Consider the following 25,843-nt stretch of genomic DNA (forward strand, 5'->3'; position numbering starts at 1 on the left):
ATTTTTAATACCACTTGTAATAGTCGCATCAGAATCATTTTTTAAACTTAAATTATTATTACTTTTATTGAAGATATTACCATAAATAATTCCATTGTCAGTATTTAAAATACCGCTTCCTTTTGCCGAAGCAATAAGACCTTCATTTTCAATAGTGATTCCGTATTCTTGTTTTTCTTGTCCTTCTTTTCCAATGGTTCCAGTATTTATAATACCCCCATTACCACCTTGGATAGTTCCAGATACATTGATGCTAGTATTTACTTGCTTACCACCGCCTATATAAATACCTGCATTACCACCTTCTAATCTACCCCCTTCTTTAACTTCAATGCCTTCACCCTCAATACCATTTTTACTTCCATCTATATGGATTGCATCATTGCCTGCTTTAATAACACCATCTTTTTCTATAGTGATTTTACCAATATTAACGGGCTTTTTATTTGTATCAAATGCATAAAAAGTTATACCATTGTTGCCTGCTTCTATAGTTCCTTTATTTGTAAGGGTTTCTATCTTGTTGCCATCACCTATGAAGATAGCATTGCCGTTTTGATTTTTGATTAGGCCTGTGTTTTCAAAAGTTTTAATAGTGGAGCTTGAAGTTCCCCAACTTTGAATGAATACTGCTCCTGATAATTGTTTGGCTCCAGATGTTCCTTCTATAGTACCAGTGTTTTTAAAATTATCTATAGTAGTACTTGATATATTTATACCTACTCTTCCTGAAAGAATGCCTGAGTTATCAAAATTTGTTATAGTAGAACCAGAAAGATTTACCCCAGAGCTAGCAAACATAGCCCCATTAGGTCCTCCTGGATCTTTTCTTCCATCGCCTTTTAAGGTTCCGCTATTGATAAATGTTTGGATTGTAGAATAGCCAATATATATTGCTTGCGTATCCCAGTTATTTACATCTTGATTGCTGGTTTGAATAGTGCCACTATTATTAAGAGTTTGTACACTTGAATTATCTATGCTTATACCTCTATGTCCCTCGCTTTTAATGTTTCCACTATTGGTAATGGTTTTAACATCAGTATGATTAAATCGAACAGCTTCTTTATTTGTTGAAGTTGTTATAACTCCAGTATTGTTAAAATTATTAATCGTGGATTTATTATTAGCACCGCCTTCGAAAAAAACTCCTTTATCGCTTGAAGCTATAGTTCCACTGTTATCAAACTGATCCACAGTGAGAGTTCCCTGACCTCCCCAAACTCCCATATAAATTTGACCATTAACTTGACCTGTATTTTCAAAGGTGTTAACAGTGATGGTTCCTGTAAAACCTCGATCATGTTCTACAGCTACCTTACCGTTAATAGTTCCTTTATTGGTAAGATTAGCAAGAGTAAGAGTGTTGTTACCACTAGCATGGGCATAGATGATTTTATTGTTATTACCTATACTACCTAAAGTTCCACCTGCTTCAATTATTATGGTATGCACACCTGAATCAGAAATGTTGATTTGATTGTTGATTGAACTACTTACAGTCGTATTAATCCTAGCTTGAGGAGCATAAACACTTGCTGAACTAGCTTTAGTATTTTTACTTATTTCATCATAAGTTTTTATTTCAGGAGTAGGTGCAGCATTTGCACAACTAGCTAAGAAAGAAATAGCAGCCAAAGATAAAACTATCTTTTTAGAATTTAAACAGGATTCTTTACCCTCTCCTATAGGTGTTTTAGTTAATGTGATATTTTTCATAAGAATTTCCTCCCTTTATAATTTGTTCTATATATTATATTTTTTAAAAATAATATAAAATACAAAATAAAACGACAGAATATTAAAATAGTTATACTTAAAATATTATTAAATACTTATTATAATAAAACTATATGGTTTGAATTTATGTTTTATTTAAAGTTAGATTAAGAGTAAATTTTTAGACTTTTATTGTTTTCTGTGTTTAGATTATAATCACTTCATTTTCTAAGTTTATGCCAAATTCTTCAAAGACTTTTTTTCTAGCTAATTCGATAAGAAAAAACGCATCTTCAAAACTTGCATTTTTTTTATTGATTAAAAAATTTGCGTGTTTGTCGCTTAACATAGCATCTCCCTTGCTAAATCCTTTAAGTCCTACAGCTTCGATTAAACGTCCTGCAAAGTCGTTTTTTGGATTTTTAAAGATAGAGCCAAAGCTTGCCCCACTAGGTTGGTTGCTCCTTGCATTTTTTAAAGTTTTATCTTTAAGGGTATCAAAGCCAAAATTTAGTTTAAATTCAGCCCAAAAAAAAGGCATATTTAAAGGACAAAAACGATAATCAAAATTTATATTTTCTCTTAAAATTTCGCCTTGAAAAGTAGCAATTTTGATTAAATTTTGACTAATGCACTCTCCTTTAAGTCCTGCATTCATCTTCAAAAGCCCGCCAAGTGTACCAGGAATTTTGCTTAAATACTCAAAACCCTTAAGATTATTTTCTTTGGCAAAACGATACATTTTGCTTGATTTTGTTTTACAACCTATGCGAAGATGTATAAAATCTTTATTTTGATCTAAAATTTGTATAAAATCAAAACTATCTCCTAAAATTCCTATATTTTTAGGTTTTGGGCTAACTAAAAGGTTATTTGCACCGCCTATTAAAAAACCATCAAAATCACAAATTTGATCCAAAACTAAAACTTCAAATTTATTTCCTATGCGCACAGAAGAGTATTTTTTAAAATCAATGATCATTTGATAAAAGTTGGAATTTGATTTAGTATGTTTTCGGTAAAGTCAATCATAGTTGTGGTCATCCAAGGCATTAAAAAGATTAAAATAACTACAACCAGGATGATTTTAGGAACAAAAGAAAGTGTCATTTCGTTAATCTGTGTAGTTGCTTGAAAAATACTGATTATAAGCCCTGCAATAAGCCCTGCTAAAAGCATAGGCAAGGAAAGTAAAAGTGTGATTTTAAAGGTTTGCACTCCAAGAGCAACTAAGGTACTTTCATCCATTTTTATCCTTTTTAAGAATTTCTAGCTTCTTCGTATTCGCTAGGGATAAGATAATCATTTACATGTATGATTTTATCATAAAATTTATAATCATATCCTAGTTTAAAAAGCGTATCTACAGCTAAAAGTTGAGTTTGATTCATGCTAATGGAGTTTTTATTGGCATATAGATTAAGATAAGTATCTAGTTTTTCTTCATCAACACGGATAAGTTTTCTTTCCATAAGCATAGGGGCTAAAATTTTACGATTTGCATCGGCGATTTTTACAGCATTGGTTAAATCCTTTTCGATCTTAATCGCATCGCTTAAAGGCAAAGAGCGACGCAAAGCCATTCCACCTAAAGGCAAAGGTAAATTTTCTTTAGTAAATTCAAGCCATATATCCCAAAGTTCTGCTTCCACGCAAAGACTTTGATCAAATTCTAAAATGCTTTCATGGATCAAAACTCCTGCATCTACTTCACCACTTAAAACTGCATTTTCAATGTCTAAAAAATTCTTATAAATAATTCTAGCTTCAGGATATTTCATACGAAAAATCAAAGCATTGGTGGTATTTGCTCCACTCAAAGCGACTTTAAAATTTCTTTTTAAATGCGTATCTTTTTTCTTGATGAGTTTTGGCCCATAACCTTCGCCAAAACTCACTGCTGTGCGTAAAAGCGCATACTCAGAAGCGATTAAAGGATAAAGCCCAAAAGAAATAGCTGTAGCATCAAATTCATTTTTCAAGGCAAATTCATTTAAAGTTTGTATATCTAAAGCTGTATTTTCATAAGCAAAATCATTCCCCATCCACCCAAATTTAATAGCCATATACATAAAAATATCATCAGCATCAGGAGAATGTGCAATAGTAATTTTTTTCATCTATGCTTCCTTGTAAATCTTTGCTTTAATTCTAGCAAAATAAACCATTATTTAATTTTATTTTGTTAGAATTCTAACTAAAAATTTAGAATTTTTAAGGAAAGTTATGGATGATAATAAAAGAAAATCCCTAGATGCTGCCCTAAAAAGTTTAGATAAAACCTTTGGAAAAGGCACTATCTTAAGACTAGGGGATAAAGAAGTCGAGCAAATCGATAGCATAGGTACAGGTTCAGTTGGGCTTGATCTTGCTTTAGGTATAGGCGGTGTTCCAAAAGGAAGAATCATAGAAATTTATGGGCCTGAAAGTTCAGGTAAAACCACTCTAACTTTACACATTATCGCAGAATGCCAAAAAGCAGGTGGAGTTTGTGCTTTTATCGATGCAGAACATGCGCTTGATGTAAAATATGCTAAAAATTTAGGTGTAAATACAGATGATTTATATGTTTCACAACCTGATTTTGGAGAGCAAGCCTTAGAAATTGTAGAAACTATAGCAAGAAGTGGTGCAGTAGATCTTATCGTAGTAGATAGCGTTGCAGCACTTACCCCAAAAGCAGAAATTGAAGGCGATATGGGTGATCAACATGTAGGACTTCAAGCAAGACTTATGTCTCAAGCTCTAAGAAAACTTACAGGTATAGTTCATAAAATGAATACCACAGTAATTTTCATCAACCAAATTCGTATGAAAATCGGCGCTATGGGTTATGGTACTCCTGAAACCACAACAGGTGGAAATGCGTTAAAATTTTATGCTTCTGTGCGTTTAGATGTTAGAAAAGTAGCAACCTTAAAACAAAACGAAGAACCTATAGGAAACCGCGTTAAAGTAAAAGTAGTTAAAAATAAAGTTGCTCCTCCATTCAGACAAGCTGAATTTGATGTGATGTTTGGAGAGGGTTTAAGCCGTGAAGGTGAGTTGATTGATTACGGTGTAAAACTTGATATCGTAGATAAAAGTGGTGCGTGGTTCTCTTATAAAGATAAAAAACTTGGACAAGGTAGAGAAAACTCAAAAGCTTTCTTAAAAGAAAACCCTGAAATTGCAGATGAAATCACAAAAGCGATTCAAAATTCTATGGGAATAGAAGGTATGTTCAGCGGTAGCGAAGATGACGAAGGAGAAGAATAATGTTAGTAATTGAAGATGTTAGAGCCTATGAAGTTCTTGATAGTAGAGGAAACCCAACCGTAAAAGCTGAAGTTACGCTAAGCGATGGAAGTGTAGGTGCGGCCATAGTTCCAAGTGGTGCAAGTACAGGTTCAAAAGAGGCTTTAGAATTGCGTGATAATGATGAAAGATTTGGCGGAAAAGGCGTTTTAAAAGCTGTTGTAAATGTCAATGAAACCATTGCAGATGAAATTTTAGGGCTAGATGCTTTTAATCAAACTCAACTTGATGATACTTTGCGTGAGCTTGATGGAACAAATAATTACTCAAATTTAGGCGCAAATGCGACTTTAGGCGTGTCTATGGCAACAGCTCGTGCAGCTGCGGCTGCTTTGGGAATGCCTTTGTATCGCTACTTAGGTGGTGCAAATGCAAGCATTTTGCCTGTACCAATGTGTAATATCATAAATGGCGGTGCTCATGCAAACAACAATGTAGATTTTCAAGAATTTATGATCATGCCTTTTGGTTTTACTAGTTTTAAAGAAGCTTTGCGTTCAGTTTGTGAAATTTATGCGATATTAAAAAAAGAACTCGCAAATTCTGGACATTCTACGGCTTTAGGTGATGAAGGCGGTTTTGCTCCAAATTTAGCTAACAACACAGAACCTATCGATCTTTTAATGACTTGTATCAAAAAAGCAGGTTATGAAAATCGTGTAAAAATCGCTCTTGATGTAGCAAGTACAGAATTTTTCAAAGATGGCAAATACCACATGGAAGGCAAGGCTTTTTCAAGCGAGGATTTGATCGAACGCTATGTAGAACTTTGTGCAAAATATCCAATTTGCAGTATCGAAGATGGCTTAGCTGAAAATGACTTTGAAGGTTGGATCAAGCTTACTGAAAAATTGGGCAATAAAATTCAGCTTGTGGGTGATGATTTATTTGTAACCAATGAAGATATTTTAAGAGAAGGCATCATCAAAAAAATGGCAAATGCTGTACTTATCAAGCCAAATCAAATCGGAACTATTACCCAAACTATGAGAACTGTGCGTTTAGCGCAAAGAAATAACTATAAATGTGTGATGAGTCATAGAAGCGGCGAAAGTGAAGATGCTTTTATAGCAGATTTTGCCGTAGCTTTAAATACAGGACAAATCAAAACAGGAGCTCTAGCAAGAGGCGAAAGAACCGCAAAATACAATCGCTTGCTTGAAATTGAACTTGAAAGCGATGAATACTTAGGAGAAAAGCTCTGAGCGATTTACTTAAAGAATACGATGAAAGCACAAGAAAAAAAAGTTTTTATACCCATGTTATAAAAATGATTTTTTGGGCTTTTCTTGTTGTAATTGGAGCGATTTATTTTGGCAATATGTTTTTTGGGCAGTATTCTTTGGATACTTTATTAAGCTTAGAAAATACCAAAGAAGAGCTTAATAAAAAGATTATTTTACTTAAAGAACAAAACGCTAAAGCACAAAAAGATTATTTTGAATTAAAAGGATTATATCCAAATGAAAACTAGAATTTTAGCAATATTTTTTATTTTTACCTCTCTTTTATATTCTGATGAAAATCCTTTCAAGGCAGATCAAAATATAACCTTGGTTGCTCCACCTGAATTTCAAAAAGAGGAAGTTAAATTTAATTCTAGTGCAAGAATTTTAAAAAGCATCACTTTTAATTATATCAATTTAGACGGAAGTGAAGATAAGATTGATTTAGATGTTAATAAAAGTATTGATTGGCACGATACTTATACTATATCAAGATTTAAAAGCCCTGATCCTTCAAAAGTACTCGATGTTTCAGTTACTATACCTGAAAAAAATAGCTCTAAACAAGAATCAAACTCAACAGCCAATGTTGAAATACCTTTACAGGTTGCAAAGATTTATGATTTTATTTCTTACGCGGTTTATAAAAACAAAATAAAACTTAACACTAGTGATGAAATGATCACAGATTTTTCAGTAGGAAATCCAAGCAAAATCGTTATAGATTTTAGATCTAACTTGATTAGTCCTACAAAAAACATACGCCTTAGCAATTCTATTTTTAAACGCATAGACTTTGGATCTCACAAAGGATATTATCGACTTGTAATATATCTTGATGGAACTTATAATTATAATATTCAAAAAGATGCAACTGGATATATGATTAATCTGCTTTGATGAGATTTATTTTTTTAATATGTTGTGCTTGTTTAGTTTTTGCTAATGAAATTTTACTTCTTAGCAAATTCGATAAGCAAGATTTTAACTCTAAAGATTTTAATGCTTACTTGATGAGCGAAAAATTTGATGGAGTACGTGGAATTTGGGATGGAAAATATCTAAAAACTCGCCAAAATTATAAAATAAAAACTCCTGACTTTTTTACAAAAAATTTCCCTCCTTTTGCTATTGATGGTGAGCTTTGGATAGCAAGAAATAAATTTGATGAAATTTCAGCTTTAATTCGTAGTGGCGATAGCAATTTGACCTTATGGAAGGAAGTAACTTATAATATTTTTGATGTGCCAAATGCTTGCGAAGAATTTCAAATTTCTACTTGTACTCTTAAAAATCGTTTGGCTGTTTTAGAAGAGTATTTGCAAAAATATCCTAGTGCCTATATAAAAATTATTCCTCAAATTCCAGTTGAAAATCAAAATAATTTAAATCAATTTTACGAAAGCATTATAAAAAATCAAGGTGAAGGTATTGTCATACGCAAAAATTTAAGTCCTTATGAAAAAGGCAGAAGTAAAAATGCTATGAAATTAAAACCCTATGATGATGCAGAATGTGAGTTGGTAGGATTTCGCAAGGGTAAGGGTAAATTTGAAAATCAAGTAGGTGCCTTACTTTGTAAAATGCCTAATGGACAAATCATTAAAATAGGCAGTGGTTTAAAAGATGAAGATAGAAAAAATCCTCCAAAAATTGGTAGTATTGTGACTTATAAATTTAATGGATTGACCAAAAATTCCTTACCTCGCTTTCCGGTTTTTTTAAGAATAAGAGATGAAAATCCTTGACTTTAAAATTATTTTGTGATAAAATATTTCCTTTTATTTATTCGGGGTGTAGCGCAGTCTGGTTAGCGCACTTGGTTTGGGACCAAGGGGCCGAAGGTTCGAATCCTTTCACCCCGACCATTTTTTATAAATTTATACAAAATGGTGAGTGTAGCTCAGTCGGTTAGAGCATCAGATTGTGGTCCTGAGGGTCGTGGGTTCAATTCCCATCACTCACCCCACTAGCGCTCGTAGCTCAACTGGATAGAGCGACAGACTTCGGATCTGTAGGTTATGGGTTCGATTCCTATCGGGCGCACCACCAAGATTTTATATGCGTTCATAGCTCAGCTGGATAGAGCAACGGCCTTCTAAGCCGTAGGTCAGAGGTTCGAATCCTCTTGGGCGTACCACTTTAGCGGATGTGGTGAAATTGGCAGACACGCCAGACTTAGGATCTGGTGCAGCAATGCGTGAAGGTTCAAGTCCTTTCATCCGCACCACTTACTTTTATCATTTTCAAACAAGAGTTGATTTCTCATAAATTTTTATTTCATTTTAAAATTTCTTATGATTGTTAGATAAAATGTAAATTTAATTTAGATAAATTTAAAAATTATCTTGCAAAAGATTTGAAAAATAATTAAAATATACAAAATTCAATTCAAGGAGATAAAATGAAAAAATTAGGTTTAGCGTTAGCAGCTTTAGTTGCTTTAAATGTGTCAGCATTTGCAGATTTGATAGTTATCAATAAAAAAGATTTAGTTCCAGTTTCAGCAAGCGAAATGCAAAACAAATATTTCCAAGAGAGCATCAAACCAATTATAGATCAGCCACTTTTTAAAAAGGCAACTTTTTATGAAGCAGATATTGTTGCAAAAGTTGATCCAAGAACTTATAAAGTAAATCAAAGTATGATAAAAGACTATTATTCAGATAAAAGCAAATATGTTTATTATAAGCCAGTTCTTATATTAACTAGTGATGGCAAAAGAGCTAGATTATCTACTCTTACTTGCGATGTAGCTACAACTTCTAGTAAGGGATATTTTTGTGGAGGAACAGCTGAACATAATTATTCTATTAAGTAAATATTGCAAATAAAAATCCGCCTTGAGTTTTCACTCTTGGCGGAAATCCACTATTAAAGGCTTTTAGAATGAAAAAACATTCTAAGCATCTTAAAGTAGCATTATATCTAAATTTTAGGTTTTTTAAGTTAAAAATTTCTAGTTTTTTAAAATCGTTTTATCTTTTATATCTTTGCTGTAAAGACAAAATCAGCACTTATTAAAAATCTTTTTTTGATTAAATTTTTGTAAATTCATTTTTAGTGTTAAAAATGTGATGGTATTAACTTTATAAAAGTATTATTATATATTTTTTACTTAGGATAGCAATTATGAAAAAAACAATTTTAACCATTCTTTTTTTACTCACTCTTACGCAAGCTAAGGAAATACAAGTTTATGAAAGTCCTACTTGTGGCTGTTGTGATCTTTGGGCTGATTATATGAAAGTTAAGGGTTATGAGGTTAGTGTTCATAAAACCAATGATTTTCTTAAAATCAAAGAAAAAATGGGTATAAAAGATGAGTATCAAAGTTGCCATACAGGTGTGATTGAAGGCTATGCTATTGAAGGGCATGTTCCTGAAAGTGCTGTAAGCTGGTTGCTTGAAAACAAACCTAAAGATGTTATAGGAATTTCAGCTCCTGGCATGCCGCAAGGGAGCCCAGGAATGGAACAAGGTTATAGTGAAAAATATCCTGTAATTTTGATGAAAAAAGATGGAAGCTATGAGCTTTATGGATATTTTATAGGGGATAAAAAGCTTTAAAGTAAATTTTTAGCTTTTTACTTTTTTGATTTCTTTTTCAAGTATGCTATAAGGAGTTAAGCCTATGAATTTTTCATCCATTTTTCCTTCTTTGAAAAAACTAAGTACAGGCACTCCATATATTTCCCCAATGGCACTTGAAAGGTATTTAGCTGCTCTTTTTTCATAAAACATTGCTAAATTAGATAAACCTTTTTCATTAGCCCAAGCTTTTGCATCATTTGCATCATTTGCATCGCCTAAAACCACAAAGATATTAAAATCATAATTTTTAGCCAAATTCTGTAAAATAGGAATTTGTTCTTTACAAACTCCACAATTTTTTGTGAAAAATACTAAGGCAAAATTTTGTGCTTTATCATTTATTTTTAGGCTTTTTTCAAAACCATTGTAGGCAAAATTATAGGTTTTATCACTATTTAAAGCTTTAAAATTTTCTCCACTATCACAAGCTACAAAAAATAAAGCTATGATTAAAGCAAAGAAATAAGCTTGGATTCGAAAAATTCCCATGGTTTTTCTCCTAAAATTCTATCTTTTATCATCCCATCTTTAATGATGATGGTAGTAGGGGTTGCAAACACAGCATAACGATCATTGGTGATTTTAAGATCGTCTTTTAAAACTTTTACATTTTTAAAGTCAAATTGTTCGGCTAAAACTTTAACCACATTAGCATTATCGATGGAATTTATAGCATAAACACTGATTTTATTGGGATGATTTTGTATGAATTCATCCAAAGAAGGGAGTTCTTTTAAACAAGAAGGGCAGCCATTTTGAAAAAAGACTAAGACTTTTAAACTTGTATTATCATCAGCAAGTTTTACAGCTTTTCCTAAAGTATCTTTAGCTGAAATTTCAGCACTTTTTTCTCCAACTTTTCCAGTATCTTTTGAATTTTCAAAAGAACAAGCATTGAGTAAAAACAAAATGCTTAAGATTAAAAGGCTTTTTTTCATTTTAACACCCCATGTTGTAAGATAAGGGTTCGATCTGCGAATTTAGCCAAATCAGGATTGTGTGTGATTAAAACTATGGTTTTGCCTTCATTTTTTAATTTTTGTAAGGTTTGAAGAACGATTTGTTCATTAGCTTCATCTAAATTTCCTGTGGGTTCATCTGCGAGTAAAAGCTCTGGGTTGTTGATCAAAGCTCTTGCTATACAAACTCTTTGTTGTTCCCCGCCACTTAATTGGCTAGGTAAATGAGTGAGTCTATGTGAAAGTCCTACTTTTTCAAGAACCATTTTAGCATCTTCTTCATCTACGCTTGAGTGATAATACTGAGAGAGCATAACATTTTCTAAGGCGTTAAGATAGGGGATAAGATGAAATTGTTGAAAGACAAGTCCTATTTTTTCACGACGCAAGGTGATTTTTTGCTCTTCATCCATTTGCTCTAGGTTTTCATTGTCTAAGATATACTCTCCAGAGCTTGGAGTATCCATGAGTGATAGTATGTTTAAAAGCGTTGATTTTCCACTTCCTGATGGACCCATGATGGCAAGCCATTCTCCTTCATAGACGCTTAAGTTGATATTGTTTAAGGCTTTAACTTTGCCAAATTCTTTATTTAAATTGTTTATTTTAATAAGTTCTTTTTTCATCATTCACCTTTCAAATTTTCACACACATTGATTTTTAATGCTCTTTTTATAGGAAAAAATGCAGCCAAAAAGGCAAAAATCAAAGAAATGATTAAGGCTATAAAAACAGCTATAAATCTAAAATCAATACTAGAATTAAAAATCAAATAACCAAAGACATTGGCTAAAAATATCCCACAAAAAGCTCCGATTAAACTAGCAAAAAAACTTACTATAAAGCATTCACTAGCAAAAAGTTTAAAAATTTCACTTTTTTTTGCACCCAAGGCTAAACGCAGTGCGATTTCTTTTTTGCGAGAAAATATAATAGAACTTAAGGTCGTATTAACGCTAGTAGTGACTATGATCAATACTACAAGTATGATTAAAAACATTAAAGCTTTGATTTTTCCAAGTACCAAACCTTCGCTTAAGGATACTGAAGATATAGGTTTTGCATCGATGAATTCATTGTTGATTGCTTGTGTTTTGGCTTTAACTTCATCAAAATTTCCATAAACTACAGCATTAGCATAGTTAATACCGGCTCTATCGCTTAAATTTTGCACCACGCTTAAAGGGGCTAAAACAATGCTATCAAATTCATCATTGCTTGAAAGTATGCCTTTTATGGTAAGTTTTATGCTTTTTCCGTTGTTTGGATTGTAAATTTGAAGTTCATTGCCTGTTTTTAGGCCTAGTTGCTTGGCTAAATTAACCCCTAAAAAGGCTGAATTTTCATCAAAATCATTTAGAGAAAAGCTTCCTTCTTTAACTTCTAAAAAAGGTTTGGTGATTTTTAAAGCCCTAAAATCAGTGCCTAAAACTACCCCGCTTGTACTGCCTAAATTTAAAAAATCATACAAAAAAGGAGTTAAAGCTCTAGCCTTTAAATTTTCTTTTACTTTTTCATACTCAGCATTGGAGATAAAATTTTCATCCTGTTTAGGGCTTATCATTACATTTGCTCCATAGGCTTTTAATTCTTTAGAAAGTTTGGTGTCAATATCAAAATAAATATTTAAAAAAGCTGAGCAAGTAAGTGCTCCTATAAAAACACTTAAAACTATTATAAAAAGTCTTTGATAAGAAAAGCTAATGCTTTTAAAAAGCTCATTAAGGAAAAACTTATCTACCATAAAGCACTCCTGCAGCTGAAAGTTGTGTGATATTTTTTATAGGAAGCAAGCAACCTAGTAAGGCAATAAGTCCTGCAAAAATAAAGCTTAAAGGTAAAGCTACAAAGGCTATATCAATAAAATATCCAAAAATGCTAAGGCTGATGATTTGAGAAAGTGCTGTGCCAAAAATAAATCCAAATAAAGCAGCAAATAAAGCTACGATTAAATTTTCACTAGCAAAGATGAGATAAATTTGAAAAGTATTAGCACCAAGCACTTTTAAAAGTCCTATTTCTTTTTTTCTACGATGAATTTCAGAACTCATCAGGCTTGAAATCGCAATACTTGCAACAATAAGACAAATAATACAAGTAATGCCCATTAAGGATTGGATCTTTTTAACCACCAAGCTTTGAGCATCGCTTATAGCATTTAGAGCTTTTGCATCAGCACCTGGTAAGCCATCGCTAATTTGACTAGCGATTGAGCCTACATAAGCTGAGCAATACCATTTGTCATATTCTAACTGATCTAATTTTTCTTCGCCCATGCGACGCACTTTTTCAGAAAGGGCTGATTCAGGTATGGTAAAAGCTCTTACTTCTGCACTTGAGTAAAGCCCTTGTTTGTTGAGTAAATCTTGAGCTAAATTTAAAGGAGCGATGATTTTATTTGACATTTTAGGATTGGCATGAAGTAAAATGCCTACGATTTTTGCTTCTTTGCTTTGATTGTTTTCTCCTATGAGTTTGATAGTATCTCCTAATTTTAGTTTATTGTTTTTAGTAAAGTCTTCGCCTAGCATGATTTCATTGCTATCATCTTTTGCCCATTCTCCTTGCACTGCTAAATAAGGATAAAGACTTTTTATACCTGTGATAAAATCATCATCATCATCTTTAATTTTTATGGCTTTTTGAAAGTAAGTGCCATAAATAAGTGCTTTTTGCTGGGAGTTTTCAATTGCGATTTTACCTTCTAAAAAAGGAGCAAGTGCGGTGATGTTGTTACGCCAATAAATGTCTTTAATCATATATAAATTTTTTTCTTCTAGGTAGTTTTTGTTTTTTAAGGGTTCATAAAGTTCATTACCTATTTCTATACTAAGACTTGAGCCTTTGGGTAAAACAAGGATATTAGAGCCATAGCTTTTGAGTTGTTTAGTTACTTCATCGCCTATACTTAGGGTAATATTTAGCATAGTAGAGAGCAAAAGCGTGGCTAAAAAACAAGTAAGAAAGGCTAAAAATTTTTGAATTTTGTTTTTAAATATAGAGTTAAAAATCATTTTAGCCAACATCGTTTCTCCTTTGGATTAAAAATTTCGCTTCATTTTCTTCTACATATTTTGTAGGATCTTTTTTAAATTCTTCATAGTTGTTTTGATTTGAAAAATAATAAGTAATCCCTTTATAGCTATAAGAAAAAGGAGCTTGGGTGTTTATAACCTTTGTTTTTGATACAGGATCTTGCACTTCAATTTCCTTGATTTGACTAAAATAATTAGATCCTGCTATTACATCTTTAACATCTATGGTAATTTTTTTACCATCGTATTCGTATTTGAGTGGGATAGGATTGCAACCCCCGCTTTTGCCTACACTAGGCAAGAAAATACGCACATTGCAAGAAATGCAAATGAGTTGTCCATCTTTTTTGATATAGCCCATATCTCCACAAATCATACAAGCATCAAAAACAGCTACAGGAGAATCCCTATCTTCTCTTTTATTGATAAGAAAAAACCTTATCACTTTACCTTCAGCACTGATATAAGCAAAGCGGTGGAGTTTGTTGTCCCTTAAAAGAGCTATATCAAAGATAAATTTGCCATTCTTATCGGGTAAAATTTCTTTAGGCTCATCTATGGTTAAAGGCTTAGAGCTTACCATAAAAAAGTATAAAATAATGCAAAAACTTATAACACAGGAGATAAAAACACTGGAAAAATAACGATTAATAAGACTTGTTTTAGCTTCGTTTTTGCGATAATTTATATCTAAAATTTGTTTTTTGCTTATATTTTTTTTGCGAATTTTTAAGCTTAAGAATGCTAAAAAAGTGATGAAAATTAAATAAACATAAATTCCAAAAACACCAAAATAATTACTTTTTCCTACAAAACTCACCAAAAAAGTATGAGTTTCTATGATAGAATTTCGCATTAAAGTAAGCAAGATATTGGCTAGAGCTTTATCGCTTTCTATAAGGATAAGCAGTAAAAACAGCATAAAGCTTGTTTTTTGATTAAAATTTTTTTGCCATTTTAAAAAGAAGAAAATCAAAATACAAACAAGCAAGGCTAAAGCAATAAAACCTAAAGAACTTATACCTTCGCTATCGATTAAAGAACTAGTAAAAATAGGGAAATCTTGACTTAAAAAATAATAATGCAAAGCGGTGCAAAAACTTAAAATTCCCAATAAAATAAAATTTAAAATTTCAATTTTTTTCCAAAAATAAAATATAAAGCTTACTAGCAATAAACCTATAAAAACAAAATCAAAATTAAAGATTAAATTTTCGGTTTTTAAAAATTGTGCTGCGATAAAAAAAGCAAAATATCCAAATAAAAAGCCTAAAAAAACTACTAAAAAACTTTTAAAAATATATTTTTTATCAGGAGTGATAAAGGCCATTAAAATACTTAGCGGTAAAACACTGATAAGAAAATGCACAAAATATATACTCATAATTTACTCTTTAAACATTGTTATTTTAATTTTTCAAATAAAAATAAAAATATTTAAACACTCGGAAAATCCGAGCGTAAAATCATTTTGGCGTGCCTGTGTATTTGAATTTATAATCTACTTTAAAAGGTTCAAACCACTTACCCACGCCTGTTTCTTCATCAACATGGCGTCCAAAACCTTGTTTTTCTGGATTTGAGATATAAAAAGTAAGTTCATAATTTCCTACGCCAAAGCCACCTTTTTTATCTTTTTCCATAGCGATATTTGCACCATAGTGAGGACCATCATCAGCCACCATAGGCATCAAAGTTCCGCGTTTAATCGCACCTGTGTCGGTATTTTTAAGTTCATAAGCTATAGTTAAATAAGGCATCCAAAAACCTTCTGGAAAACCATTTGGATTGTTTTTAAGTGCGTGAATGTCAGCTTCTAGGTGAATATCTGCTAAAGATGCAGCTAAATCAATACCTCTTGGCTCCATTTCAATGGGTTGTAAATAAACAGCGGCTATTTCCATACCATTAAGTTCTTTTGGATCACCGATTGGCACTTCGCCTGCAAATAAATTTGTGCTAATAACCGCAGCTGCAGCAACTACTGATAAAACTTTTTTTATCATGATTTTACTCCTTTTTTTGAAATTTGTTTTGTTATTAAAATGCCAATAATTAGCATGATCAAAACTATAAATTGAGGGATTAAGGTTTCATAGTAAGGATAAACTCCAAGCCATAAAATCGGTTCAAAATTCATAGGTATAAGACTAGGAATAATGACTTTTCCTTCTATGAGTTCAGCTATGCCTTTGCCTGTAAAAACAAAAACCATGTAAAAAATAATGTAAGAAGTGATATAGAAAAATTGTTTTACAGGTATGCGAATGGCTCCTGCTTTTAAAAGAAAATATAAAACAATAAGTATTAAAATTCCAAGTCCAAGCCCGCCAAAAACAGCACTAAAATCAGTGCTTGTTTTAGCATCAAAAAGCAAGGCTTGATAAAAAAGCACAGTTTCTGCACCTTCTCTATAAACAGCTAAAAATACGGTGATCCAAAGGGTTTTTGCGCTATTATTTGATATAGCATCTATAGCACCTTGTTTGATAAAGCTTGTCCATTTTTTATTTTGTGCGTTTGAAAGCAGCCAAAAGCCCACATAAAAGAGTAGCAATACGGCTATAAGCATGGTAATACCCTCTATAAGCTCTCTACTTTGTCCTGCGTTTTCTTTAAACAGCCAAGAAACTCCAAAAGCGGTAACAAAACTTAAAATCACTCCTGTAAAAAGAGCACTATAGGCGATATTTAGGCGATTTTTATTACCACTTTGCACAAGATAAGAAACAATGGCTACAACGATAATCAAAGCTTCCAATCCTTCACGGATAATAATGCCTAAAGCCCATATAAATAGCGAATAAGGAGTAGAATCTTGAATTTTATCTACACTGTTTGCTATGAGTTGTTCTAAGTTATTAAAAGTAGCTTCAAGCTCTTTTTTATCTGCACTTGCTTTAATCAGTGCTACGCCTTTGGAAAATAAACTTTCTATTTTAAGTTTTAAGCCGCTATCTACAGCACCGATTTTATTTTCCATACCGCTTGCTTCAAAAATATCTAGATAAATTCCTTGTAAATCATCTACTATAGAAGCGCTAAAGCCATCATAATTTTTTAAAATTCCATCTAAAGCAAGTTTGATATCATTAGAAACTTTGGCATAATCTTTGCCTTTTGTTTCATCATTAAAGCCTGAAATTTGCAAACTTGAAAGTTCTGAATTTGGAATTTGTAAGAAAACATCAAAAATTTGTTCTTCTATGTTATCTAAGCCATCTCTTAAGCCTTTTTCATCTATTTTTGCATCGTTGATTTTGCGTATAAGGGTGCGTATGGCTTGTTGAATTTTTTGATCGTTTCCTGCTTTGGTAAATTTATTTACTAAAATTTCTACTTTGGTATTGCGATAATCACTAAATAAGGCATCATTTAAAAAATCTTTACTAGCTTGGTAGTTTTTTTCTTTAAAAGCATTAGCTGCCTGTGAAAATTTGGTAGAGATATTATCTAGTATAAATTGCAATCTTGCGTCCATTGCAGCAGCAGCTTGTAAATCAGCGCTTGCATTATCATCTGTAAGTTTGCTTGTGTCGTTGTTTGCAGGTGTAGAAGCTTGGGTGGTTAAAGAACTTTGTGCTAAATCTTTTTTATCCACGCCCATCATTTGTGCGATTAAAGCTTCTGCATCAGCTTCGCGTTTGGCATTGGATTCTAGGCTTGATTTTTCAGCTTTAGCCTTATCATAGTTTGTATCGCTTGCTTCTGCTTTTAAACGATATCCATTTTGTAAGATTGGGGCTACTTCATCAAGATCATAATAAAGACTATCAATTAAAGCATTAATTTGTGTCAAAGGAGCTTCATCTTTATACATACGACGCAAATTTACAAATTTACGCTCCATGGTGATGGCTTTTCTTCCTATATTTCTTCCTATAGGGCCTTCCATATTTTCAAAATGTTGAAAATACGCATCTTCGCTAAGCTTTTTAGCACCTAGATTATCACCCTTTTTATAAGTTTCTATGCTTTGTTTTAGCATATCTTTGATAAGATTTGCTTCATTAATATAATCATCTACTCTAGCAAAAGCTGAGCTTGATAAAAAAATACTTATAATTAAAAATATAATTTTAAAAATTTTCATTATCATTACCCTTGGTTTTTGATAAAAATAATATTTATTATCAAAATAAATAATGGCTAGTATAATATTAAAAATCTTAAATAGAACTAAAAAATAAGCTTTTGTATCGATAATATTTTTTATTAATTATATTTAAGATATATTTTAATAAATTTTTAAATATATCTTATTTTTGTGATTTAATATGGGTTGTTTTTAAGTATCGCAAGGCTTTCTTCTAAGCTATGCACTTTGGGATATTGTTTTTGTATTTTTAATTTTTCATTTTTTAGTGTTTTAAAAGCTTAATAAAAATCAAAAAATCATTTATTGTATTCTTCAAGGAGATGGTTATAGCATATTTTAGATTAAGCAGATATATCCAAAAGTTTATCTTTTTTGTTGGTATCTGTGTCTGTAGAATTGCTATTGTCTTTATTTGCTTCTTCTTTCTCAGCTTTAGCTTCTACTTTTTCTTTTTTTTCTTGAAATTTTAAAGTTGAAGTTATATTAATTCTTTTACTTTCAAAATTTGTATCTACTATTCCCCTACAAGGTGTATTAAGTAACATTAGCAAACTCCTATATAATTGCAATAGCTTTTTAAGTTGTAATTTTTGATTATATTATAAATCGTATAAATAAGATAAAACTTAAATTTATTGAAGTAAAATTTTTATCTATTTCATTTGCTTCTAAAAGTATCAACCATTTATATTTTGCTTATTGTTTCATAGTGTAAAAATTTTTAAAATAGGATTTTATCTTAAAAAATTTATGATTTTTAATTTCAGATATTGGTTTCCTTGAAAAATTTTAAAAAGTTTAGTAAAAAATATTAAGTTTTAAAAATATCATCCGATTTAAATAAAGTCTTAAGACTCAATCTAAAAGGAGGATGATATGGTTTCAGATGTTTCTATGGGTAATGCTAATTTAATGACTGCTGTTAATACTTCAGTTTTGAAAAAATCTATGGACACAAACGAGGCATTGATGAATGAACTCATCGAAGGTATGGAAGGTGTCTCTCAAGCCTCCGCTCCACAAGTTTCTAGCTCTAGTGGTTTGGATATTTACGCTTAAATATCTTAAGAACAAGCTTAAGAACTTGTTGGTATCTTGAGCTTGTTTTTTTAAATAATTATTTTTTTAGTATTTTTTCGTTATAATTTTGCCATTTTATTTATCGTATTAAATTTTTATAATATTTATTTAGGAGCAAGGATGCAAATGATAAAGAAGATGGTTTTAAGTGAAACTTTCCCTGGTATTTTGCTTATATTTTTTACATTTTTAGCCTTATTATGTAAAAATTCTTCTTTAAGTGTTATTTATACAGATTTTTTTCATGCTAATTTTACAGTAGGATTTGATCATTTTCAAATTTCAAAGTCGTTGGATTTATGGATAAATGATGGTTTGATAGCTATATTTTTTCTATGTATAGGGCTTGAGTTAAAATATGAAATTTTACGCGGACAGCTTAAAAATATAAGAGCTGTGTCTTTACCTATATTTGGAGCTTTGGGGGGTATGATTACTCCTGCTTTAATTTTTATTGCTATTAATTATTCTCATGATTTTGCTATGAAAGGTTGGGCAATACCTACAGCAACCGATATAGCTTTTGCAGTGGGTATTTTGATGCTTTTAGGAAATAAAATTCCTACAAGTTTAAAGCTTTTTTTACTTTCTTTAGCTATTTTTGATGATTTGGGTGCTATTGTTATTATTGCTTTATTTTATACAGATCAGCTTTCAGCTTTGGCAATTATTATTTGTTTGTTTTGTATATTTGCTCTGCTTTTGTTAAATTATTATCACATCACCCATCTTTCTTTGTACGTGTTGGTAGGTGTTGTGTTGTGGATAGCTATGCTTAAAAGTGGAGTGCATGCAACTTTGGCTGGTGTGATCATTTCTTTGTTTATACCTCTTGATACAAAAAATAAAAAACCTTATTTACATGAAGTTCTTAAGGATTTAAATCCTTGGGTAGTTTATTTTATTTTACCTTTATTTGCTTTTGCCAATGCTGGAATTGATATTAGAGATATGCATCTTGGTTCAGTATTTTCGCCTGTAAGCCTTGGAATTATTCTAGGATTATTTTTAGGAAAGCAACTAGGTGTTTTTACTTTTTGTTTTATTGCTATCAAACTTAAACTTGCAAAATTACCTGAAAATATTAAATATGGAAAATTTTATGGTATATGTATTTTAACAGGCATCGGTTTTACGATGAGCTTGTTTATTGATGGTTTGGCTTATAAAAATAGTGATATTTTTGAACATGCGGATAAACTTGCTATTTTAATAGCTAGTTTTTTAAGTGCCATTGTTGGTTTTATTTATCTTAAGATTGTTAAATGAATAATATAGTACATAAATTAAAAACTTTAGTTTTAAACGAGGCTTTTGGTGGTGTTTTACTTATAGTTTGTACTTTGCTTGCTTTGCTTGTGCAAAATGGATCTTTTAGCGAACATTATCGAGAATTTCTAAATTTAAAAGTCGGATTTAGTGTAGGTGAATTTGAGCTTAATAAACCTTTTTTGCTTTGGATAAATGATGGGCTTATATCTATATTTTTCTTTGCTATAGGGCTTGAGCTTAAGAAGGAATTTTTGCATGGGGATTTTAAAAATCCTAAAAATATTGTTTTACCTTTTATGGCTGCTTTAGGGGGTATACTCATACCAGCAATGTTGTTTGCTTTGGTGAATATAGGAGATGCTTATACCTTAAAAGGTTGGGCTATACCTACAGCTACAGATACAGCGTTTGCCTTAGCGATTTTAATGATGTGTGGTAAGCATATTCCATCAAGTTTAAAAATTTTCTTACTTTCTTTGGCTATTTTTGATGATGTGGGTGCTATTTTAATTATAGCTATTTTTTATACGACAAAATTATCAATAGTTGCTTTTGTCGTTGCAGGAATTGCTATTTTGGTAATGCTTGTTTTAAATATTTTAGGAATAACAAGAAAGTCTTTTTATTTTATTTGCTCAGTTATTCTTTGGATTAGTGTTTTAAAAAGTGGTGTGCATGCAACTTTAGCTGGAATCATAACAGCATTTTTTATACCGATGCAAACTAAAAATGGAGAAGCATTTTTAGAAGAAATCTATGAAAGTCTAAAATTTTGGCTCGCTTTTGTTATCTTGCCTTTATTTGCTTTTGCTAACGCTGGGGTAAATTTATCCAATATCGATATGGGAGCAATTTTTTCAGGTGTAAGTATAGGTATTTTTTTGGGGCTTTTTGTGGGTAAACAAGTGGGTGTATTTTTGTTTTCTTATTTGGCAATCCGCTTTAAATTTGCAGCCTTGCCCCAAGGTTCAAATTTGAAACAACTTTATGGGGTTTGTATACTTACAGGTATCGGTTTTACAATGAGTTTGTTTATCGATGGTTTGGCGTATGAAGTTAGTGATATTTTTAATTATGCAGATAATTTAGCTATTCTCATAGCTTCATTTTGTTCTGGGATTTGGGGTTTTATTTATCTTAAATTCTTTGCTACTCGATCTTAAGGGGACTGATGAGACATATTTTTTTCATCATCGCGATTGTATTCTTTATAAGTGGATGTAGTTTTTATCAGAATTTAAACTATACTCGCCCGATTTATAATACAAATAAAGAAACAAAACTTAAGACTATAGCAAATGAATGGAAAAAAACTCCTTATGTTTTAGGTGGAACTACTAAAAAAGGTGCTGATTGTTCAGGATTTACGCAGAGTGCATTAGCTCAGCTTAATATACGCATACCTCGCACTACAAAAACTCAATTAGGTTCTGGGAGAAAAGTTTCTAAATCAAAATTGCAAACAGGAGATTTGGTATTTTTTAAGACAGGTAGAGGGCCAAATGGTATGCATGTTGGTATTTATACGAGCAAGGGAAAATTTATACATTTATCTACTAAAGGTGGAGTAAAAGAAGTCGAGTTAAATAGTTCTTATTGGAAGGCTCGTTATATAGGAGCAAGAAGGTATTAAAGTGAAAATAGGTGTATTTGATAGCGGAGTAGGGGGGCTTAGTGTTTTAAAATCTCTTTATGAAGCTAGACTTTTTGATGAAATTATCTATTATGGAGATACCGCAAGAGTTCCTTACGGGGTAAAAGATAAAGATACTATTATCAAGTTCTGTCTTGAAGCATTGGAATTTTTTGAACAATTTCAAATTGATATGCTTATCATTGCATGTAATACTGCTAGTGCTTATGCTTTAGATGCTTTAAAAGCAAAAGCACATTTTCCAGTATATGGCGTAATTGATGCAGGGGTTGAAGCAACGATAAAAGCTTTACATGATAAAAATAAAGAAATTTTAGTCATTGCAACAAAAGCAACCATTAAATCAGAAGAATACCAAAAGCGTTTATTATCTCAAGGATATACAAATATAAATGCTTTAGCTACAGGGCTTTTTGTGCCTATGGTTGAAGAAGGTATTTTTGAAGGAGATTTTTTGCAAAGTGCTATGGAGTATTATTTTAAAAATATCACAACTCCAGATGCTTTGATACTCGCTTGTACTCATTTCCCTTTACTAGGTCGTTCTTTAAGTAAGTATTTTGGCGATAAAACAAAATTAATTCATTCAGGAGATGCTATAGTTGAATTTCTTAAAGAAAGAGAAAATATAGATTTGAAAAATCATAAAGCAAGATTGCATTTTTATGCTTCAAGCGATGTTGAATCTTTAAAAAATACTGCTAAAATTTGGCTAAATTTATAAGGAAATAAAATGATAGAATTGAAAAAACCAGATGAAATAGAAAAATTAAGAATAGCAAATCAAATTGTAGCAAAAACTTTAAATTTTTTAGAGAATGAAATTAAAATAGGAATGAGTTTAAAACAAATTGATAAAATGGCAGAAGATTATATTTTAAGCCTTGGTGCCAAGCCATCATTTAAGGGGCTTTATGGTTTTCCAGGTGCCATTTGTACATCTTTAAATCAAGTTTGTATCCATGGAATTCCAGATGATAAAATTATCAAAGAGGGTGATATTTTAGGTCTTGATGTGGGAAGTTTGATTGATGGGTATTATGGGGATGCAGCAAGAACTATTGCTATAGGAGAAGTTTCACCCACTGATAAAGCTTTAATCTCTTGCGCTAAAGACGCGTTATATCATGCTATAGATATTATTCATGATGGAATGCGTTTTAAGGAACTTTCAGCTGCTTTAGGCGAATTTATCCATGTAAGAGGTTTTGTCCCGCTTCGTGGATATTGTGGACATGGTATAGGACGAAAGCCCCATGGAGAGCCTGAAATTTTAAACTATTTAGAAAAAGGTGCGAGTGCAAAAAGTGGCCCTAAAATTAAAAATGGAATGGTGTTTTGCATAGAGCCTATGATATGCCAAAAAGATGGAACACCAAAACATTATAATGGAAAATGGGATGCTGGAAGTATTGATGGGCTTAATGCGGCTCATTATGAACATTGTGTTGCTGTGATTAATGGGCGTGCTGAAATTCTTTCTATGATATGATATTAAATTATAAAAATAATATTTTTTTCTTAAAATCCTAAAAATTTAAAATTTTTTAAATAATATTGTAGTAATATTCTTTAATAATTTAAGTTACTAAATAATATTTTTATCATATATTAAGTGTTATTAGAATAAAGTGTCACATCGTATTAAACTAAAACATAAATATGGTTTAGATAATTTAATAATTTTTATTAAATTATCTAAATATTTATTTTAGTTTAAAGAGATCTTTTAAGATCTCGTTTGGGTTAGGCTATTTCCCTCCCCCTTTTTATTCGTAGCCTAACTCTCTTTTAGAGTTTGGAAAATCTCTTTAAGCTAAAATATATTATATTTGCTTAAAGAGAACAAATGATTACTATTCTTATTTAAATAAATTTTTAAAATCCATTGTAGAGTTATAAATTCCAGCATTATCCACAGTTTCGCCCATGGTGATTGCGGTTGCTAACTCTGATAGAATGATTTTTATTTCATCTCTTTTATCTTGTATATAGGCCAATACACCTTCGTAATTACTTGTTTGAAGAATTAAAAGTGGATTAGCAATTTCAAATTCAAAAAGTTTTTTACCAACATAAACATTGAAAATATTTCCAAAAAGGGCTGTTCCCATGAAAGAGCAGTTTTGTATAAGTTGTGATGCTGTGGCATCAAGAGTTCTTTTTTGCATATCATCTGAATTTTCATCTATTCTTTCTAGAATGCTTTTTTCTATTTTTTTTAAAGACATATCAAGTACTTGAAGTGCTCCTATAAAATCATTTGCATCATTGATTTGAGAGCAAATTTGATTTGCTTTAAATTCATCCACGCTTTGAATTTCGCCTAAGTGTTTTTTAAATATATCTAAATCACTTTTCATTGTTTACCTTTCAAAAATATTGCTAAATATTTAAAAAGCAAAAAGTGTTCCTAAATTAGGATAAATTAGAATTTACCCAAAAAACAATCTCATTTCCAATTTTATTTAAGGCTTTTTGAAAAGCATTATAAGTAGAGCGGATATCTTTTTTTTCTATTTTTTCTTTAGTATTGAAAATTTTATGAGCTATTATTTGATTGTTTTCAAGATTTATGAAATTTACGCTTATAGAAATTTGAGCGTAGTTTTCATTGTTGTTAAGAATTTGTTCAAAAGAGTTAATCCTGCTTTCAAGGGCATAATCCGCACTTAAAGAGCTTGTTGAAGAAAGCAAGGTTGTAAAAATATTGCTTTGTTCAAATTTTGACAAAATTAAAAAAGAATAAAGATTGCTTGGTAAATCTCCCCAGAAATAATGTGCGTATTTGTTGCTAAAACCATTATCTATATAAACAATAGCTCTTGAGTTTAAATATAAAGGTGCATTTGCATTGCGAATTTTAAGAATTTTACCAGTTTTTTTAAAAAAAATATTTGAGTCTATTCCTTCGTCTTTTAATATGATATTTTCATTTTTATTGATGGTTTCGTGTCTTAAAGAGCATCCACATAACATAAAAATAAAAGTCAAAATACAGAATAATTGCTTTAGCATTATTTTTCTCCTGGTCCAAGTTTAGGTTTAGTTTCTTTAAAAATCAAATCAGCAGGGCTGTTTTGTAAATTTTCTATTAGAATATTGCTTTCAATTAAAATTCGTTTAAAAAGCTCTAAATTTTGCATCAAAGATGCTTTAATATCATCATAAGTGTTTAATTTTTCATCAGCTTTTTTTATGAAATTTTTTAAAATCATCGTGCTTTCTTTTATGTCTTTAAGACTGGAGTTGAAATTTTGCGCACTAAGGCTTATATTATCAGCCATTTTTCCTATTTTTAAACTTGTGTTTGAAAGATTAAGGCTTAAATTTTTAGAATTAGCATTTAAATTTGCACTTAATTCTGCTAGATTTTGCAAAAAGATTTCTAGATTTTTAAGATTTTTTTCGCTTAAAAGTTCTTTTGATTTATCATCGGCCGTTTTAACCAAAGAAAAAATATGTTCACTTTGTCTGTCTATGGTTGCTAAAAAACTTTCTTTAAAAGGAATGACTGGAAGTTTTCCCTGTATAGATACTAAATCTTTGCTATTTTTACTTCCGCCTTGAAGTTGGACAAATTTAAGTCCTGTGATACCTTGAAGTTGCAAAGTAGCAAAGGTGTCTTCTTTTATAGGGGTATTGTTTTTGACCTTAATGCGTATGTTAACGCCGAGTTCATCTTGATTGTAAATGCTGATTTCTTCTACGCTACCTACTTCCACGCCCAAAAGCCTTACGGGTGCTTTTATGCCAAGTCCTGCAACGGATTCTTGTGTGTGAATTTCATAATACTTAAAACTTTCTTCTTTAGAGTATCCACCAAGCCAAAGTATGAAACCAAGACTTGCAAAAAACACTCCAAAAACAAAAAGTCCTACAAAAAAATAATTTGCTCTATTTTCCAC

Annotated in this window: 28 protein-coding genes, 5 tRNA genes and 1 pseudogene; 18 read left to right on the plus strand and 16 right to left on the minus strand. The window is 31.2% G+C overall.

What is annotated here, in order from left to right; translation table 11 throughout:
• From AJN64_RS09575 to AJN64_RS06680, 4 genes and pseudogenes are all read right to left on the minus strand, one after another.
• Positions 1-1,719: pseudogene (locus tag AJN64_RS09575) on the minus strand (hypothetical protein); the annotation flags it as partial.
• Positions 1,720-1,924: 205 nt separating this feature from the next.
• Positions 1,925-2,701, minus strand: coding sequence for a UDP-N-acetylmuramate dehydrogenase (locus tag AJN64_RS06670; RefSeq protein ID WP_070292057.1), 777 nt, complete (start codon positions 2,699-2,701; stop codon positions 1,925-1,927).
• Positions 2,698-2,967 (minus strand): flagellar biosynthesis protein FliQ, encoded by a 270-nt coding sequence (gene fliQ, locus AJN64_RS06675; protein WP_052802172.1) that lies wholly within the window; start codon positions 2,965-2,967, stop codon positions 2,698-2,700. Before fliQ ends, AJN64_RS06670 begins: the two co-directional genes overlap by 4 nt.
• A gap of 11 nt (positions 2,968-2,978) precedes the next feature.
• Positions 2,979-3,839: a menaquinone biosynthesis family protein gene (locus AJN64_RS06680; RefSeq protein WP_070292054.1), complete on the minus strand. Its 861-nt coding sequence runs from the start codon at positions 3,837-3,839 to the stop codon at positions 2,979-2,981.
• A 106-nt stretch (positions 3,840-3,945) separates the two neighbouring features.
• Between AJN64_RS06680 and recA the strand changes: the two genes are divergently transcribed.
• The 12 genes from recA to AJN64_RS06745 all read left to right on the plus strand — a co-directional run bounded on the left by recA (position 3,946) and on the right by AJN64_RS06745 (position 9,812).
• Positions 3,946-4,977, plus strand: a complete 1,032-nt coding sequence (gene recA, locus AJN64_RS06685; RefSeq protein ID WP_002862302.1) for a recombinase RecA — start codon at positions 3,946-3,948, stop codon at positions 4,975-4,977.
• Positions 4,977-6,221: a phosphopyruvate hydratase gene (gene eno / locus AJN64_RS06690; protein WP_070277714.1), complete on the plus strand. Its 1,245-nt coding sequence runs from the start codon at positions 4,977-4,979 to the stop codon at positions 6,219-6,221. The genes recA and eno overlap by 1 nt, the downstream gene beginning before the upstream one ends.
• 65 nt (positions 6,222-6,286) lie before the next feature.
• Complete coding sequence (locus AJN64_RS06695) at positions 6,287-6,490, plus strand: hypothetical protein (protein WP_002839177.1); 204 nt, start codon at positions 6,287-6,289, stop codon at positions 6,488-6,490.
• Positions 6,480-7,142: a glycoprotein CgpA gene (gene cgpA / locus AJN64_RS06700; protein ID WP_070283286.1), complete on the plus strand. Its 663-nt coding sequence runs from the start codon at positions 6,480-6,482 to the stop codon at positions 7,140-7,142. Before AJN64_RS06695 ends, cgpA begins: the two co-directional genes overlap by 11 nt.
• Positions 7,142-7,990, plus strand: a complete 849-nt coding sequence (locus tag AJN64_RS06705; RefSeq protein WP_044794075.1) for a DNA ligase — start codon at positions 7,142-7,144, stop codon at positions 7,988-7,990. Before cgpA ends, AJN64_RS06705 begins: the two co-directional genes overlap by 1 nt.
• Before the next feature lie 42 nt (positions 7,991-8,032).
• Positions 8,033-8,110: transfer RNA gene (locus AJN64_RS06710), tRNA-Pro, on the plus strand.
• Positions 8,111-8,134: 24 nt separating this feature from the next.
• Positions 8,135-8,211, plus strand: a tRNA-His gene (locus AJN64_RS06715).
• Positions 8,212-8,214: 3 nt separating this feature from the next.
• Positions 8,215-8,291 (plus strand) — tRNA-Arg (locus tag AJN64_RS06720).
• A 14-nt stretch (positions 8,292-8,305) separates the two neighbouring features.
• Positions 8,306-8,382, plus strand: a tRNA-Arg gene (locus tag AJN64_RS06725).
• Between the two features lie 5 nt (positions 8,383-8,387).
• A tRNA-Leu gene (locus AJN64_RS06730) sits at positions 8,388-8,472 on the plus strand.
• Between the two features lie 174 nt (positions 8,473-8,646).
• The gene (locus AJN64_RS06735; RefSeq protein ID WP_070261511.1) at positions 8,647-9,063 is read left to right on the plus strand and encodes a hypothetical protein; all 417 of its coding nucleotides are present in this window, start codon (positions 8,647-8,649) and stop codon (positions 9,061-9,063) included.
• 311 nt (positions 9,064-9,374) lie between these two features.
• Positions 9,375-9,812 (plus strand): DUF411 domain-containing protein, encoded by a 438-nt coding sequence (locus tag AJN64_RS06745; RefSeq protein WP_070261510.1) that lies wholly within the window; start codon positions 9,375-9,377, stop codon positions 9,810-9,812.
• A gap of 9 nt (positions 9,813-9,821) precedes the next feature.
• Here AJN64_RS06745 and AJN64_RS06750 read toward each other — a convergent pair whose 3' ends face one another.
• The 9 genes from AJN64_RS06750 to AJN64_RS06790 all read right to left on the minus strand — a co-directional run bounded on the left by AJN64_RS06750 (position 9,822) and on the right by AJN64_RS06790 (position 18,474).
• A complete protein-coding gene (locus AJN64_RS06750; protein ID WP_070292829.1) occupies positions 9,822-10,325 on the minus strand; it encodes a TlpA family protein disulfide reductase in 504 nt (167 codons plus the stop codon).
• Positions 10,286-10,774, minus strand: coding sequence for a TlpA family protein disulfide reductase (locus AJN64_RS06755; protein ID WP_002851267.1), 489 nt, complete (start codon positions 10,772-10,774; stop codon positions 10,286-10,288). Before AJN64_RS06755 ends, AJN64_RS06750 begins: the two co-directional genes overlap by 40 nt.
• Positions 10,771-11,424, minus strand: coding sequence for an ABC transporter ATP-binding protein (locus AJN64_RS06760; protein WP_002860103.1), 654 nt, complete (start codon positions 11,422-11,424; stop codon positions 10,771-10,773). Before AJN64_RS06760 ends, AJN64_RS06755 begins: the two co-directional genes overlap by 4 nt.
• A complete protein-coding gene (locus AJN64_RS06765; RefSeq protein ID WP_002870592.1) occupies positions 11,421-12,539 on the minus strand; it encodes an ABC transporter permease in 1,119 nt (372 codons plus the stop codon). Before AJN64_RS06765 ends, AJN64_RS06760 begins: the two co-directional genes overlap by 4 nt.
• The gene (locus AJN64_RS06770; RefSeq protein ID WP_070292830.1) at positions 12,529-13,821 is read right to left on the minus strand and encodes an ABC transporter permease; all 1,293 of its coding nucleotides are present in this window, start codon (positions 13,819-13,821) and stop codon (positions 12,529-12,531) included. Before AJN64_RS06770 ends, AJN64_RS06765 begins: the two co-directional genes overlap by 11 nt.
• Positions 13,811-15,214 (minus strand): Fe-S-containing protein, encoded by a 1,404-nt coding sequence (locus tag AJN64_RS06775; RefSeq protein WP_052858744.1) that lies wholly within the window; start codon positions 15,212-15,214, stop codon positions 13,811-13,813. The genes AJN64_RS06770 and AJN64_RS06775 overlap by 11 nt, the downstream gene beginning before the upstream one ends.
• 82 nt (positions 15,215-15,296) lie before the next feature.
• Positions 15,297-15,836 (minus strand): iron transporter, encoded by a 540-nt coding sequence (locus AJN64_RS06780; RefSeq protein WP_002778842.1) that lies wholly within the window; start codon positions 15,834-15,836, stop codon positions 15,297-15,299.
• Complete coding sequence (locus AJN64_RS06785; RefSeq protein ID WP_070292831.1) at positions 15,833-17,923, minus strand: FTR1 family protein; 2,091 nt, start codon at positions 17,921-17,923, stop codon at positions 15,833-15,835. The genes AJN64_RS06780 and AJN64_RS06785 overlap by 4 nt, the downstream gene beginning before the upstream one ends.
• A 347-nt stretch (positions 17,924-18,270) precedes the next feature.
• The gene (locus tag AJN64_RS06790) at positions 18,271-18,474 is read right to left on the minus strand and encodes a hypothetical protein (protein WP_070261504.1); all 204 of its coding nucleotides are present in this window, start codon (positions 18,472-18,474) and stop codon (positions 18,271-18,273) included.
• A 331-nt stretch (positions 18,475-18,805) separates the two neighbouring features.
• On the opposite strand from AJN64_RS06790, the gene AJN64_RS06795 reads away from it, so the two are divergent.
• From AJN64_RS06795 to map, 6 genes are all read left to right on the plus strand, one after another.
• Complete coding sequence (locus AJN64_RS06795) at positions 18,806-18,988, plus strand: YjfB family protein (RefSeq protein ID WP_002856010.1); 183 nt, start codon at positions 18,806-18,808, stop codon at positions 18,986-18,988.
• A 141-nt stretch (positions 18,989-19,129) separates the two neighbouring features.
• The gene (gene nhaA, locus AJN64_RS06800; protein WP_038816440.1) at positions 19,130-20,278 is read left to right on the plus strand and encodes a Na+/H+ antiporter NhaA; all 1,149 of its coding nucleotides are present in this window, start codon (positions 19,130-19,132) and stop codon (positions 20,276-20,278) included.
• Positions 20,275-21,444, plus strand: coding sequence for a Na+/H+ antiporter NhaA (nhaA, locus tag AJN64_RS06805; RefSeq protein ID WP_032603390.1), 1,170 nt, complete (start codon positions 20,275-20,277; stop codon positions 21,442-21,444). The genes nhaA (AJN64_RS06800) and nhaA (AJN64_RS06805) overlap by 4 nt, the downstream gene beginning before the upstream one ends.
• A gap of 8 nt (positions 21,445-21,452) precedes the next feature.
• On the plus strand, positions 21,453-21,914 hold the full coding sequence (locus tag AJN64_RS06810) for a C40 family peptidase (RefSeq protein WP_002871265.1): 462 nt from the start codon (positions 21,453-21,455) through the stop codon (positions 21,912-21,914).
• Between the two features lies 1 nt (position 21,915).
• Positions 21,916-22,659 (plus strand): glutamate racemase, encoded by a 744-nt coding sequence (gene murI, locus AJN64_RS06815; RefSeq protein WP_002871264.1) that lies wholly within the window; start codon positions 21,916-21,918, stop codon positions 22,657-22,659.
• A gap of 9 nt (positions 22,660-22,668) precedes the next feature.
• A complete protein-coding gene (gene map / locus AJN64_RS06820; RefSeq protein ID WP_070261500.1) occupies positions 22,669-23,427 on the plus strand; it encodes a type I methionyl aminopeptidase in 759 nt (252 codons plus the stop codon).
• 370 nt (positions 23,428-23,797) lie between these two features.
• Here the strand turns inward: map and AJN64_RS06825 are convergent, their stop codons facing one another.
• Genes AJN64_RS06825 through AJN64_RS06835 form a run of 3 tightly spaced genes read right to left on the minus strand, consistent with a single transcriptional unit; the run spans position 23,798 to position 25,843 of the window.
• Positions 23,798-24,298 (minus strand): flagellar FLiS export co-chaperone, encoded by a 501-nt coding sequence (locus tag AJN64_RS06825; protein ID WP_070288026.1) that lies wholly within the window; start codon positions 24,296-24,298, stop codon positions 23,798-23,800.
• A gap of 55 nt (positions 24,299-24,353) precedes the next feature.
• Positions 24,354-24,953: an ABC-type transport auxiliary lipoprotein family protein gene (locus AJN64_RS06830; RefSeq protein WP_070292832.1), complete on the minus strand. Its 600-nt coding sequence runs from the start codon at positions 24,951-24,953 to the stop codon at positions 24,354-24,356.
• Entirely contained in the window at positions 24,953-25,843 is an 891-nt protein-coding gene (locus AJN64_RS06835; protein WP_002862284.1) for an MlaD family protein, read from the minus strand. Before AJN64_RS06835 ends, AJN64_RS06830 begins: the two co-directional genes overlap by 1 nt.

Source organism: Campylobacter sp. BCW_4332, assembly GCF_001763175.1.
Lineage (GTDB): Bacteria > Campylobacterota > Campylobacteria > Campylobacterales > Campylobacteraceae > Campylobacter_D > Campylobacter_D jejuni.